We start from the raw sequence: 12,445 nt of genomic DNA on the forward strand, positions 1-12,445 counted from the left end.
TTCCTTTGTAACTTTTCCTACAAAGATTCAAAAAATTAGGGCCTAAACTTGCTGAACTATCCAACAACAAAAAGACAAGTCATGAAGAAAAACCTGAATGTACTCCTCCTCCTTTTGTCGGTTTTTGCCTTTTCCTTTGCCCATGAGGCACAGGCCCAAGCCGATCAAAGCAATTATTTTGTACTTACCCGAAACATCGGGCAGTTAAAAGCCATCATCCTGGCAGCAGATGCTTTGGCCGCTGAAGAAGGAGACCAATTCGGAGATTATCAGGTCGTGATCTGTGGTCAGGCCGTAGAAGACATGGTAAAAACGGAGACCATGACTCCTATCTTAACTATGGCAGAGAAAAGCGGCGTGAAGATTTTGGCCTGTGGCTTCTCCCTTCAAAAATTCAAAGTCGATGCAGAAAAGCTTCCTTCCGCAGTTGGAATAGTGGAGAATGGCATCCTGCATGGATTCCAGCTTCAAAAGAAAGGCTATTATCAGATTACCCTATAAGTCTCTTTAGACTACCGAACACAACCATAAGCAAAAAAGCCCGGGAGTCAAATCCCGGGCTTTTTGTTTGTTCGAAGATTAATTGAAGAGTTTTTCCAAAATCTTGTAAGTGATCAGATAAGTAGGCCTTACCCCTTCCATTCCCAGGGCACCGGAGGCCAGGGTACTGCCGGTTTCCAGAGGATTGTCCGAAGCATAGTAGGCATAGAGGACCTTTACATTGGAGCGGATGCTTTTCCGGATTTTGGAGGCGGATTGAATGGCTTTTTGGTAATGTGCCCCTTCCATTTCCAGTCCCACTGCATTCCAGGAAGATTCCATGAAGTACTTGAGGATGTCCTTGTTTTGAAGGGAAGTGCCCAAAACAGTCACCATAGAACCCTCATAAACTCCCAACCCATAGCCTTCGAAATCGGACTTTTTCAGTTCATTTTTGAAAGGGTAATTGTCTGCTGTACCTTCGAACACATGGGCATCCGGGATCATCAGGTCGCCTTTTCCTCCATAAAGAATCCCTGCTTTCCCCATGATCGAGGTGGAGATGACATTCAGTGCCTCTTCCTTATCGCCTTTTTTATAGGGTTTCAGCAGCTCGTCAAAGCACTCATAGGCCTGCTCGCCAAAGGCATAATCCATCACGACAAATACCGGCTTTTTCTCATTTTCCTTAGGCAGGAAAACTCCGGGAATCAGTTCCTCCTTTTCCAATTTAGCGGTATCGATGATCTGGGCACCGATATTGGTTCCGGACTCATCCGGTAGATCCACAAACCCGTGTTTCTGGGCATAGTCATAGAGCGCCTTTCCTTGGTTTCCTTTGGCCTTGGTACTGATGTCCATGGCGACCTTTTCAAGCTCCTCAAAACTTTTGATTCCCAGTTTTTGGGTGGAATAAATGGTATTAAGAACCGAGTGAAGGTTTGCCGAAATAATGTGGATGGGGCGCTTCAGTAGATTGAGTTCATCCAGGGTCTTTTTGATCCGGTTGGCCCAAAGCTCTCCATATACGTGGTGACCGATGCGCTCCCGAAGAGTGGCCGAAAAGGAAATTTCCCGATCCAGGTTGTTTCTGGCCTCTTCCATGGCCAGTTTGCCCATGTGGTAAACAATGGAATAAAGGCTGTTGGAATTGGCACTCTTTTCGAATTTTTCAACCGCCTGAACGGTCTCTTCAAACGTTCTCCCGATCAAATGACTGAGATAGGCACTTGCTGCCTCCTTGTCAAAATCCTCCCCATTGTTCTCCTTTTTCACAAACTCTTCCAGCATCGTCCAATTGAGTGAGATCCTACCTTTGGGATCTACGCTGTTCTTGTAGATTTTATTGGACTCGATATACAGGAAGGTCAAATGAGTCAAAATATCATAGATATCAGAGCGTCCACGGGTCATTTCCACATACATGACCTGCTCATCCAACCGGTAGCAATTCCGCTTTCTCTTTGGAGGCACTATTGGACTGAGATGAGAAGTTTCGTATCCTTCCCGGCTGATCAACCTCACAAATCTGCATTCTTCGATTCCCCTTGGAAGACGCTCCATCACATACAGCAAACCGTCCAATTCGATTTTTTCGGGATCAGTCAGAGTTCCATAGATTTCAGGACTCAGCACCATCAGAGCATTGACTAGACTTTCGCCGGAAACCCCCATGGGCTTGTAACTACCCCGGGTAAAAAGATGTCTCATGGTGATGTAAAGCCTTTCAATGGCTGCTCTGGATTCTTGTGCTCTCGTTCTTTTCATGCGTTTGATTTAGGTTAAATTCAGCAAAAATAGGCTTTTTAGAGGAATTTTTGGAGCATTTATCAGAAATGAGTCAGGGAATTGCATCAACCTCTCTTAAAAGGAGATTAATACCTTCCCCATTTTCTATCACCCAAAAGGAAAGACCGGAACTGAATTACATCTTGGTATTAAGCTTCATTTTTTAGCCTGGCAGCAAAAAACTTCTTCAGCTTTTCTACTTTCGGCAGGATCACAAATTGGCAATAGGGCTGCCCTCCATGTTGATTGAAATAATCCTGATGGTATTTTTCTGCGGGATAAAAATTGCTGAATGCCGTGATTTCCGTGACCAAAGGACTTTCAAAAACCTTGGCCTCTTCTATTTGATCCCTTTGGTGGGTAACTATCTGCTTTTGCTCTGGATGATGGTAGAAAACAACAGAACGATACTGAGGTCCCACATCCGCCCCCTGTCTATTGAGCGTAGTAGGATCATGTGTAGCCCAAAAGACCTCCAGAATAGCTTCCAGCCTGATGATCTTTGGGTCAAAGAATATCTGGACCACTTCAGCGTGCCCGGTCGTACCGGAGCAGATCTCCTCGTAGGTTGGATTTTCAACAAATCCTCCCGAGTAGCCAGAAATCACTCGGACAACTCCATTTAGCCTTTGAAAGACTGCTTCGGTACACCAGAAACAACCTCCCCCCAAGGTGATCACATCCTGTCCTTCAGGCACTACAACAGGAGTTTGGGGTAAATCAAATTCAGCGCTCATCATAGATATAGTAAGAAAACGAACAAAGACATTAAGGGTTTGAAATTCTAACAGGACCTTCAGGGGTCCTATCCCTTGAAACAGGTTCCCCATTTTGGGTCACCAAAATCCGGTCTCTCCTGTAAAGCCCCATCATGGCTTCCAGAACATCCTCCATAAACAAACTCCAATCTTCTGGAAACATTTGTTGTACTACTTCGGAAGGGCAAAAACTCTTTCCCTTTTGCTTTCTGCACATTTCCAATATGGCTGTCTCAAGAATATCCATTACTTCTTTTCAGAATCAATATGAAGTTAAAGGATAGAAGCAGAAAGTAAAACTTAATAACAACTGATTTTCTAACCTTTTAATCCCCCTCTTCCAATTCAAAAATCTCCTCCAAAGGCAATTCAAATACGCGGGCGATTTTCAATGCCAAAACCGTAGAGGGCACATATTTTCCAGCCTCAATGGAATTGATGGTTTGTCGGGAAACCGAAACCTTATCGGCCAAATCCTGCTGGGTCAGGTTATGTCTTGCCCGCTCAATTTTTATGAAGTTTTTCATAAAATGAGGTCTAGTGATTGACGCTGTCTATACATGACCCAACGAAACCGGGCTATAAATAGCAGGGGTATGGAATACATGTTGAGCAGGATAAATGAAAAATAATCGAATCCATAGAACAGCAGCGTACCGATGACATTTAAAATGAAATATCCGTAGGTAGCGAACAAAATGGAATCAAGGCGGATCTTTTGGATGTATTCGTCTTCCTTTTTTTCCTTGGTAAAGGCTATTAAAAACAAGCTGATGAACAATAAGATGACCGCAGTTTCATTGGTGAAGTTTTCATCGGAATTACTGAAAATTCCGGGCTTTCGGATATTGGCTATTTCCAACCATTCAAATTCGAATTCAAAACTTAAGGTCATAAACGCCAATACAGCAGAAGGGACAAAAAGAGCCCATCCAATCCACTGAAAGCGATGTGGTAAGAGTATTTTAGACAACATGGATTTCATTTTTCTTTCTTGGATTGGTAAAGCTGTAATTGAAATGCAGCATAGATGTAGAGATTCAATAAGAACAGGATCAAATAGGCTGAAAAGAACTCAGAAGTAAAGCGTCCATAACGGACATAACTGATCAGCATAATGGCTCCTATGCCCCAGATCAACCAGTAAAAACCGGTCTGAAAGGCCTGCAAGCGAAATGATTTAATCATTTCATCCTCTACTTTTTCCCGGGTAAGAATGAGCATTCCGAATCCAATTGCCCAAAATCCATAAATGATCTGTGCGACCTCATCCGGATTGAATTGGGGGTTTGAAAATGAAATCCCAATCACCAATAAAACCGGCAAAGGAAAGAATCCTATTGCCACCTTTTTCCAAGCTGGAGACAGCAAGGGTACATTGAATAGTGAATTAGTCTTCATAAGTAAATTACGTTTTACTAAATGTAGTTTTTACTTTACTAAATGTAAAATATATTTTACATTAAATCAAGAAGAATATTTATTAAACCAATACAGAGAAAATGTTTTCATTTGCATTTTTTCAAAAGAAACCCGCCTTTTGTTTACCTTTATTCAATCGAATTCATAAAAAATTAGAAAATTGATGATTTCAACATCGAAAATCGCAATCATAGGATGTGGAAATTTGGGTACCTCCATTGCCAATGGATTACTCCAAATGCAGGGTTTCCAACCTGAAAACCTGACACTGACTAAACGGAATATCAGCTCTCTGGAAGCCTACCAAAAGCAAGGTGTGCAGGTTCTTACTGACAATCAAGTAGCTGTTCAAAATGCAGACATTGTCATTTTAGGTGTCAAACCTTATAATGTTACTCCCATATTGAAGGATCTCAAGCCTTCATTGGATCCCAATAAGCAGCTCATTATTTCCCTGGCAACGGGAATTTCCCTTGAAGAAATGTATCAGGTATTAGATCCTAAAACTGTTGCATTCAGAGCCATGCCCAATATTGCAGCAGATATCCAGGAATCCATCACTTGCATCTGTGATCAAAATGCCAATGCAGAGCAAGTAAAGTTGATCAAAAAACTTTTTGATTCCATAGGATTCACCATTTCCATAGATGAAAGTCTCATGGAAGCAGCCACAGTACTTGGAGCATGTGGTATAGCCTATGTGTTGCGATTTATGAGAGCGATGATCCAAGGGGGGATACAAATTGGTTTTGATTCCGTGACCGCAAGTAAAATCGTAAACCAAACGGTAAAAGGGGCTGCTGAACTGATGATCCAAAAAAACATGCATCCTGAAGCAGCCATTGACAAAGTAACCACTCCCAAGGGCTGTACCATTGTAGGCCTGAATGAAATGGAACACCAGGGTTTCAGTTCAGCAATGGTAAGAGGGGTCATCGCTAGTTATGAAAAAATTGAGAAGTAAAAATTCAAGCATCAACCTCTAAGCCTGTAGAAATCCTACAGGTTTTTTTTTGCATTTAAAAAAGGAAGAGATCCAAAAAAAAATTGAAATCACAAAAGCGTCATTAAAAGGAATTTAACTTGGCTAATGACATTTTTGTAATATCTATTATTGAAATATTACCATTAACAAAAAAAACAATAATTTTTAGATTGTTTTTTTTTTAAATCTTTTTATTAGATTTGTCCCGGGTGATAAACAACTTTTGCGATTCCTTTTTCAAAGAACTGATTTTTAAAGGAAGGATTGTTTGGTACTTTTTCCTCCTTCCTTTTATTGCTTAAGTAAGAATTTCTGCTCATTAAAAAACCCCGCTTCTTTTTAAGAGGCGGGGTTCTTTATGAAATATCGGACTTTACTTTAGTCGAAAATCTCTATAAGTTTATTTTCCAGGCTAAGCCCTCTCAAACCTTTTGCAATAATCTTCCCATCGGGATCAAGTAAATAAGAGGCAGGAATAGCGTCAATCTTATAGGTCTCGGCAGCTACTGAATTAAAGTATTGCAAATCAGAAATCTGAGTCCAGCTCAGGCCATCATCGTCAATTGCCTTCAGCCAATCTTCTTTAGATCTATCCAAAGAAACCCCCAAAATATCGAAGCCTTTGTCTTTATACTGAGCATAAAGTCGAACTAAGTTTGGATTTTCTTCCCGACAAGGCTTACACCATGCCGCCCAGAAATCGATCAGAATATATTTTCCACGAAGATCCGACAGCTTCACCAATTCCCCATCAGGATTAGGAAGTTCGATTTCCGGAGCGATTTGACCAACAGCCAAAGGTCTGAGTTCATCCAGCTGCTGTTTCAGTTGGAGGACAGCAATGGTTCCCGGATAATTTTCATTGAGTTTATTGACCAAATCATCAATAAAAGGAAAATCATTTTTAGGGCTTAATAGGCCGATGGCTGCCAAAGAGGCAAAACTATCCCCCATACTTGTAATCATTTCTTTAACCTTGGTAGCCTGTCTTGATTCCAATGCCATTGCCTCCAATTGAATCTTTTTTATCTCCTCACTATTATTGGAACTCATGGCCTCATAATACGCTTCATTTAGGGTATTCACTTCTAACTGGTAGTCCTGAAACAACTTATCAAGCTTCTGCATTTCTTTAGAATCCACGGAACCTTCAATCTGCAGGCTCTCTGGATCTGAAAAATCATAGGCTACTTGCACATCCTCGTCCAGCAAAGCAAGACGCACTGACTTTTGTCCAAATAGATTCAGATCATAGAAAGTTGGTGTGGTTAGTGCAAGTTCATAGCTAAATTCTCCACCTTCTGAAAGCTCCAATGTATCCAATACTTTAGGCCTGCTGTCAGTAAACTGGGATAGAACAATATTTCCACTTGGTGCATTTTGAATCCTTCCAGTAATCTGGATAATCCCCTCTTCTGAACTTGGATTTCCTCCACAGGAGGCAAAACCCAAAACTAAACCAAGCCAAATTCCAAGCATATGCTTCTTCATCATATTCATTTGTCTAATAATTCTTGTAGTAATTTCGTGGCAACTTTGGGATCTGCCTTTCCCTGTGACTTTTTCATCACCAGTCCCATAAACATGCCTATCAGTCCTTTTTTACCGGATTTATATTCAGCAACTTTTGCTTTATTTTCTTCCAAAACAAGCTCTACAATTGGTTTTAAGGAAGACTCATCACTTTCCTGAATTAAATTCAATCGATGTGCAATCTCCAAGGGAGTCTCATGTTTGCCCACGAGCAATTCAGGATAGATACTCTGAGAAGCCACCGTGTAACTTACTTTCCCTTCGTCAATCAGGGCAATCAAATCTGCCAATTCAGAAGTGGATACTGGAAAATCTTCAATACCAATATTCGACTCATTGAGATAAGACTTTACAGGTCCCATCATCCAATTAGACGCCGCTTTATAATTCGAAGTTTGCTCACAAAGTTCATCAAACCACATGGCAATCTCCTTAGTATCCGTCAAAACCCCCGCATCATAATCAGGCAAACCGAATTCATTGACAAACTTCGCATGTAGTTCTCTTGGCAATAAGGGCATGGTATGCCTTATTGAGTTGAGCCATTCCTCAGAAATTACAACTGGACTCAAATCCGGCTCCGGGAAATATCGGTAATCATTCAAGTCCTCCTTGGTACGCATGCTTGCAGTTGTACCAGAATTGGCATCAAATGTCCTGGTTTCTGAAATGATCTCCTCACCCGCTTCCAATAAGCCAACAATTCTATCAAATTCATGTTCGATGGCCCGGGCAACATTTCGGAAAGAGTTCATGTTTTTTACTTCTACCTTTTTCCCATATTCAGTAGCCCCTTTTAGCATCACGGATACGTTGGCATCACAACGCAAGGAGCCTTCCTCCATATTTCCGTCACAAACTCCAAGATACATGACCAGCTTTCTGATTTCATTTAAGAAAACATAAGCTTCTTCAGAGCTTCTCAGGTCGGGATCGGTTACAATTTCTATCAATGGAGTTCCGGCACGGTTGTAATCCACCAAGGTATCCGTTTCTTCAGCAAGGTGGATGGACTTACCGGCATCCTCTTCCATATGGATGCGATTGAGATGGATTTCTTTTTTGGTACCATCGGAAAGCCGAATAGGAACTATTCCACCAACACAAATGGGACCTTTGTCCTGGGTGATTTGATATCCTTTGGGTAAGTCTGGGTAGAAGTAATTTTTTCTCGAGAAAATATTATACCGGGTAATTTCGGAATTGCATGCCAATCCCATTTTGATGGCATATTCAACTGCCTTTTTATTGACTTTTGGCAGGGTACCTGGATGTCCCAAGGTGATTACAGAAACCTGAGTATTAGGTAGCTGTCCGTATTCAGTCGAATCTGATGCAAACATCTTGCTCTCAGTCATCAACTGGGCATGAACCTCCAGACCGATTACCAATTGGTACTTACTTTTTATTTCATCGCTTACCATTACAGCGTATATTTCGAATTTTTACAGGTACAATGCTCGTGCTTTGGTCACGACATTTTCCAAGCCAGCCAGGTTTTTTCCACCTGCAGTGGCAAAAAACGGCTGTCCGCCTCCCCCTCCTTGAATTTCCTTTGCCAAATCCCTTACGATCTGACCGGCATTCAGATTCTTAGATTGAATCAGGCTTTCGTCAAGAATCACTGCGATCTGAGGTTTGTCCTCAATTTTGGCGGCAAGAATAACAAAGGCGTTTGCCACCTCATTTTTCAGCTCGTATGCCAGTTTTTTCAAAGAATCCGCATTCGGAAGTTCCACCTGTGCAATCAGGGTATTCACACCTTCTTTTTCTACAAATTGCTTGAGCAACTCCGATTTCACACCAGCGGATTTTTCAAGATATAGGCCCTCAATTTCTTTCTTCAGCTCATTTCTTTCCTGTAACAATGCTTCGATGGCTTTTTTCAGATCCTTAGGACTCTTCAGCATTTCTTGGATCTCCTTCACCAAATTCTCCTGCTCCCTCAAATAGGTCTCCGCAGCAACTGACGTTATCGCCTCTATTCTTCTTACACCGGATGCAACAGAACCTTCTGATATAATCTTGAATAACCCGATTTGAGAAGTGGAAGGAACATGGGTACCACCACATAGCTCCACAGAAAAATCCTGGTCAAAAGTGATGACCCGCACAAAGTCTCCATACTTTTCACCAAACAAAGCTGTTGCTCCCATTTTCTTGGCTTCCTCAATGGGTACATTTCTCTGCTCGTTCAAAGGAATGTTTTGACGGATTTTGGCATTGACAATGTCTTCTACCTGTCTGATTTCCTGATCAGTCATTTTGCTGAAATGCGAGAAATCAAAACGAAGCAAATTCTCATTTACCAAAGAACCTCGCTGCTGGATATGGTCACCCAAAACCGTTCTCAATGCAGATTGGAGCAAGTGAGTGGCGGTATGGTTATTCATGGTGAAAGAACGCTTATCCGAATCCACTTCAGAGGAAAACCGGGATTCAGGTTTTACAGGAAGCTTTTCCACAAAGTGAACGATCAAATCGTTTTCTTTTTTGGTATCGATCACACGGATTTTTTCCGTCTCAGACACCAACCAGCCGGTATCCCCTACTTGGCCACCACTTTCTGCATAGAAAGGAGTTTTATCCAAAACCAATTGGAACTTGTCTCCTTTTTTATCCTTCACGACCCGGTACTTGATGATATGAGAGTAGGTCTCAAGAAAGTCATAGCCTATAAATTCCACTCCATTATCCTCATGAACAAAAACCCAATCACCGGTTTCAGATTCAGATGCGGCTCTACTTCGGTTCTTTTGCTTTTCCATTTCGGAAGCAAATCCCTTTTCGTCAAGGGAAAGACCACTTTCCCGAGCGATCAAGGATGTCAAATCCAGTGGAAAACCATAGGTATCATACAATTCAAAAGCAGTCTTTCCAGGGATGACACTTTCTCCATTTTCTTTTAAATCTGTCTTAATCTGATCCAGCATTTTAAGACCGTGATCCAACGTGCGAAGGAAGGAGGCTTCTTCTTCCTGAATAACCTTAGCAATAAACTCCTGTTGCTGTCTTACTTCAGGGAAAATATCTCCAAAATGCTCTGCAATCAGGGGAGTCAATTGGTACAAAAACGGCTCTTGGAATCCCAAAAAGGTATATCCATATCGAACTGCCCTACGCAGAATTCTACGGATCACATATCCTGCCTTGTTATTGGAAGGCAACTGTCCATCCCCTATGGTAAAGGAAATGGCACGGATATGATCCACAATTACCCGGAATGCGATATCAGTCTGTTCATTTTCCCCGTATTTCTTCCCTGATTTTTCTTCCAGAAAATGAATAAAGGGAGTAAACACATCTGTATCATAGTTGGAAGACTTTCCCTGTATGGCACGAACCAAACGTTCAAAGCCCATCCCGGTATCCACATGCTTGGCAGGAAGGTCTTTTAGACTACCATCCGCAAGCCTGTTGAACTGCATAAATACCAGGTTCCAGATTTCGATCACCTGAGGATGGTCTTTGTTTACCAAATCCCGTCCCGGAACTTCTTGGCGCTCTGAATCCGGTCTCAAGTCAATGTGGATCTCGGAACAAGGCCCACAAGGTCCTGTATCACCCATTTCCCAAAAATTATCCTTTTTGGACCCCATGATGATTCTGTCTTCCGGGATGATGGATTTCCAAAAATCATAGGCCTCCTGATCCATTTCCAGATTATCTCCCTGGTCACCCTGGAAAACGGAAGCATACAGGCGATCTTTTGGTAGCTGATACACTTCAGTAAGCAATTCCCAGGCCCAGTCAATGGCTTCCTTCTTGAAATAATCTCCAAAAGACCAGTTTCCCAGCATTTCGAACATGGTATGGTGATAGGTATCTACCCCAACTTCCTCCAGATCATTATGCTTTCCACTTACTCTGAGACATTTCTGGGAGTTTGCTACACGGGGATATTTCGCGACTTCATTTCCCAAAAAGGCGTCTTTAAATTGATTCATCCCTGCATTGGTAAACATCAACGTAGGGTCATTTTTGACTACTATCGGAGATGAGGGAACGAATTGGTGCTGCTTTGACTGGAAAAACTCAATGAAGGTACTCCGTATTTTTTTTGCTTCCATGAAGGTAAACGATGCGCTTGGCTTTATTGTCTTATCTTATTCTTCGGTAATAAAAAGGATGAAAATCAACCCTTTTAACCGGGACACAAAAATAGAATAAATGATGGGCTAATGTGCATAGAAACGGGGAAATTACGTTCTGATCTGTTAGGTTTTGAAATTTGACTTCAATAATCAAAAAAACTTGGATCAAAAGTTCGGCAATCCCCAAACCTAATTTCCGTTTATCTATTCTCCTGCCGTTTCATTGCCATTTCTTTTCTATTTTAAGGAACTCAATTTAATCCCAAACTCAAGCATGACCTATTTAGATCAAATCACCTCCCCCACTTTACTGATTGACGAAAAAATCTGTCGAGCCAATATGAAACGTATGGCAGATAAAGCTTCTCGCCATGGCCTGAAGTTGGTTCCGCACTGGAAAACAGCCCAGTCCCATGAAATCGGAAACTGGGCCAAAGAATATGGCATCAAAGAAGTAACCGCTTCCTCTATCAAAATGGCTGAATACCTTTGCGGTCAGGGTTGGGAAAATATTCATATTGCCTTTCCTTTTAACCCACTGGAAATTCCCAGGTTGAACAGACTTGCGAAATCTCAATCTATTTCTATTCAGTTGATCAATACCGTAACTACCCAAAAACTGGTAGATGGGCTTACAAAAAAAGTAGGATTCTTTATCGAAATAGATGCTGGTTACGGTAGAACAGGCGTCAAAAACACAGATTTTGAATTAATTGATTCAATCCTTCAAACCGCAAAAACATCCGAACACCTCTTTTTCAAAGGGTTTTATCTCCATGCAGGCCACTCTTACTATATGCCCGATATTCCGGCACTTTATGAACAAACCCGGAATGCTTTAAGTGACCTGAAGACAAGATACCGTAAAGAATATCCAAATTTGGTGACCAGAACCGGTGACACCCCAGGATGTGCAGTGATGGAGGATTTTGGGGATATCGATGAAATGGGACCTGGAAATTTTGTCTTTTATGACCTGATGCAAGTGGAACTAGGTGGCTGCGAAAGATCTGATGTTGCAGTTTGCCTTGCTGTTCCAGTCGTTGACATCAACCAAGAAAGAGGAGAAATTCTGGTACATGGTGGCGGAGTCCATTTAGCAAAAGATGTCTTGAAAAACCCCGATGGTAGCAACAATTTTGGAGAGGTGGTATACCTAAATGCCTCTGGATGGACTATCCCGGATTCAAAGGACCGTTCTTATCTGAAAAGCATCTCACAAGAACACGGAGTAATCAAGGCATCTAAATCCTTACTGGAAACGGCTAAAGTTGGTGACTTACTGGGCATTTTACCTATTCATTCCTGTATGACAGCAGACGCCATGGGAGAATACCTGAGTCTGGACGGAAAAATCATTGACCACGCAGAAGGTTGTCATTAAA

The 12,445-nt window shown here is 41.8% G+C and carries 12 protein-coding genes; 3 read left to right on the plus strand and 9 right to left on the minus strand.

From position 1 onward, the window contains the following. Window positions 1–81: 81 nt before the first annotated feature. Complete coding sequence (locus P2G54_RS09230; protein ID WP_275870386.1) at window positions 82–501, plus strand: DsrE family protein; 420 nt, start codon at window positions 82–84, stop codon at window positions 499–501. 78 nt (window positions 502–579) lie between these two features. On the opposite strand, the gene P2G54_RS09235 is transcribed toward P2G54_RS09230, so the two are convergent. From P2G54_RS09235 to P2G54_RS09260, 6 genes are all read right to left on the minus strand, one after another. Beyond that, a complete protein-coding gene (locus P2G54_RS09235; RefSeq protein ID WP_275870388.1) occupies window positions 580–2,247 on the minus strand; it encodes a hypothetical protein in 1,668 nt (555 codons plus the stop codon). Between the two features lie 170 nt (window positions 2,248–2,417). Further along, entirely contained in the window at window positions 2,418–3,008 is a 591-nt protein-coding gene (gene msrA / locus P2G54_RS09240) for a peptide-methionine (S)-S-oxide reductase MsrA (RefSeq protein ID WP_275870390.1), read from the minus strand. A gap of 28 nt (window positions 3,009–3,036) precedes the next feature. Continuing rightward, a complete protein-coding gene (locus tag P2G54_RS09245; RefSeq protein ID WP_275870392.1) occupies window positions 3,037–3,273 on the minus strand; it encodes a DUF3253 domain-containing protein in 237 nt (78 codons plus the stop codon). Window positions 3,274–3,352: 79 nt separating this feature from the next. Continuing rightward, a complete protein-coding gene (locus P2G54_RS09250) occupies window positions 3,353–3,553 on the minus strand; it encodes a helix-turn-helix transcriptional regulator (RefSeq protein WP_275870394.1) in 201 nt (66 codons plus the stop codon). Next, complete coding sequence (locus P2G54_RS09255; protein WP_275870396.1) at window positions 3,550–4,002, minus strand: hypothetical protein; 453 nt, start codon at window positions 4,000–4,002, stop codon at window positions 3,550–3,552. Before P2G54_RS09255 ends, P2G54_RS09250 begins: the two co-directional genes overlap by 4 nt. A 5-nt stretch (window positions 4,003–4,007) precedes the next feature. Continuing rightward, window positions 4,008–4,427 carry a hypothetical protein gene (locus P2G54_RS09260; protein WP_275870398.1) on the minus strand — a complete coding sequence of 140 codons (420 nt, stop codon included), beginning with the start codon at window positions 4,425–4,427 and terminating at the stop codon, window positions 4,008–4,010. A gap of 184 nt (window positions 4,428–4,611) precedes the next feature. On the opposite strand from P2G54_RS09260, the gene proC reads away from it, so the two are divergent. Then, complete coding sequence (gene proC / locus P2G54_RS09265) at window positions 4,612–5,412, plus strand: pyrroline-5-carboxylate reductase (protein ID WP_275870400.1); 801 nt, start codon at window positions 4,612–4,614, stop codon at window positions 5,410–5,412. Between the two features lie 399 nt (window positions 5,413–5,811). Here proC and P2G54_RS09270 read toward each other — a convergent pair whose 3' ends face one another. Genes P2G54_RS09270 through alaS form a run of 3 tightly spaced genes read right to left on the minus strand, consistent with a single transcriptional unit; the run spans window position 5,812 to window position 11,036 of the window. Next, on the minus strand, window positions 5,812–6,933 hold the full coding sequence (locus tag P2G54_RS09270) for a TlpA disulfide reductase family protein (protein ID WP_275870402.1): 1,122 nt from the start codon (window positions 6,931–6,933) through the stop codon (window positions 5,812–5,814). Next, the gene (gene gatB / locus P2G54_RS09275) at window positions 6,930–8,390 is read right to left on the minus strand and encodes an Asp-tRNA(Asn)/Glu-tRNA(Gln) amidotransferase subunit GatB (RefSeq protein ID WP_275870404.1); all 1,461 of its coding nucleotides are present in this window, start codon (window positions 8,388–8,390) and stop codon (window positions 6,930–6,932) included. Before gatB ends, P2G54_RS09270 begins: the two co-directional genes overlap by 4 nt. A 21-nt stretch (window positions 8,391–8,411) precedes the next feature. Beyond that, complete coding sequence (gene alaS, locus P2G54_RS09280; RefSeq protein ID WP_275870406.1) at window positions 8,412–11,036, minus strand: alanine--tRNA ligase; 2,625 nt, start codon at window positions 11,034–11,036, stop codon at window positions 8,412–8,414. Window positions 11,037–11,334: 298 nt separating this feature from the next. On the opposite strand from alaS, the gene P2G54_RS09285 reads away from it, so the two are divergent. After that, window positions 11,335–12,444: an alanine racemase gene (locus tag P2G54_RS09285; RefSeq protein WP_275870408.1), complete on the plus strand. Its 1,110-nt coding sequence runs from the start codon at window positions 11,335–11,337 to the stop codon at window positions 12,442–12,444. Window position 12,445 lies beyond the last annotated feature (1 nt).

Origin of the sequence: Algoriphagus sp. CAU 1675 (genome assembly GCF_029222925.1) — a bacterium.
Classification (GTDB): Bacteria; Bacteroidota; Bacteroidia; order Cytophagales; family Cyclobacteriaceae; genus Algoriphagus.

What these genes read in the sequence shown, in the direction of transcription:
- P2G54_RS09230 (WP_275870386.1), top strand. Translation starts at nt 82, where the DNA reads ATGAAGAAAAACCTGAATGTACTCCTCCTCCTTTTGTCGGTTTTTGCC.
- P2G54_RS09235 (WP_275870388.1), bottom strand. Translation starts at nt 2,247, where the DNA reads ATGAAAAGAACGAGAGCACAAGAATCCAGAGCAGCCATTGAAAGGCTT.
- msrA (WP_275870390.1), bottom strand. Translation starts at nt 3,008, where the DNA reads ATGATGAGCGCTGAATTTGATTTACCCCAAACTCCTGTTGTAGTGCCT.
- P2G54_RS09245 (WP_275870392.1), bottom strand. Translation starts at nt 3,273, where the DNA reads ATGGATATTCTTGAGACAGCCATATTGGAAATGTGCAGAAAGCAAAAG.
- P2G54_RS09250 (WP_275870394.1), bottom strand. Translation starts at nt 3,553, where the DNA reads ATGAAAAACTTCATAAAAATTGAGCGGGCAAGACATAACCTGACCCAG.
- P2G54_RS09255 (WP_275870396.1), bottom strand. Translation starts at nt 4,002, where the DNA reads ATGTTGTCTAAAATACTCTTACCACATCGCTTTCAGTGGATTGGATGG.
- P2G54_RS09260 (WP_275870398.1), bottom strand. Translation starts at nt 4,427, where the DNA reads ATGAAGACTAATTCACTATTCAATGTACCCTTGCTGTCTCCAGCTTGG.
- proC (WP_275870400.1), top strand. Translation starts at nt 4,612, where the DNA reads ATGATTTCAACATCGAAAATCGCAATCATAGGATGTGGAAATTTGGGT.
- P2G54_RS09270 (WP_275870402.1), bottom strand. Translation starts at nt 6,933, where the DNA reads ATGAATATGATGAAGAAGCATATGCTTGGAATTTGGCTTGGTTTAGTT.
- gatB (WP_275870404.1), bottom strand. Translation starts at nt 8,390, where the DNA reads ATGGTAAGCGATGAAATAAAAAGTAAGTACCAATTGGTAATCGGTCTG.
- alaS (WP_275870406.1), bottom strand. Translation starts at nt 11,036, where the DNA reads ATGGAAGCAAAAAAAATACGGAGTACCTTCATTGAGTTTTTCCAGTCA.
- P2G54_RS09285 (WP_275870408.1), top strand. Translation starts at nt 11,335, where the DNA reads ATGACCTATTTAGATCAAATCACCTCCCCCACTTTACTGATTGACGAA.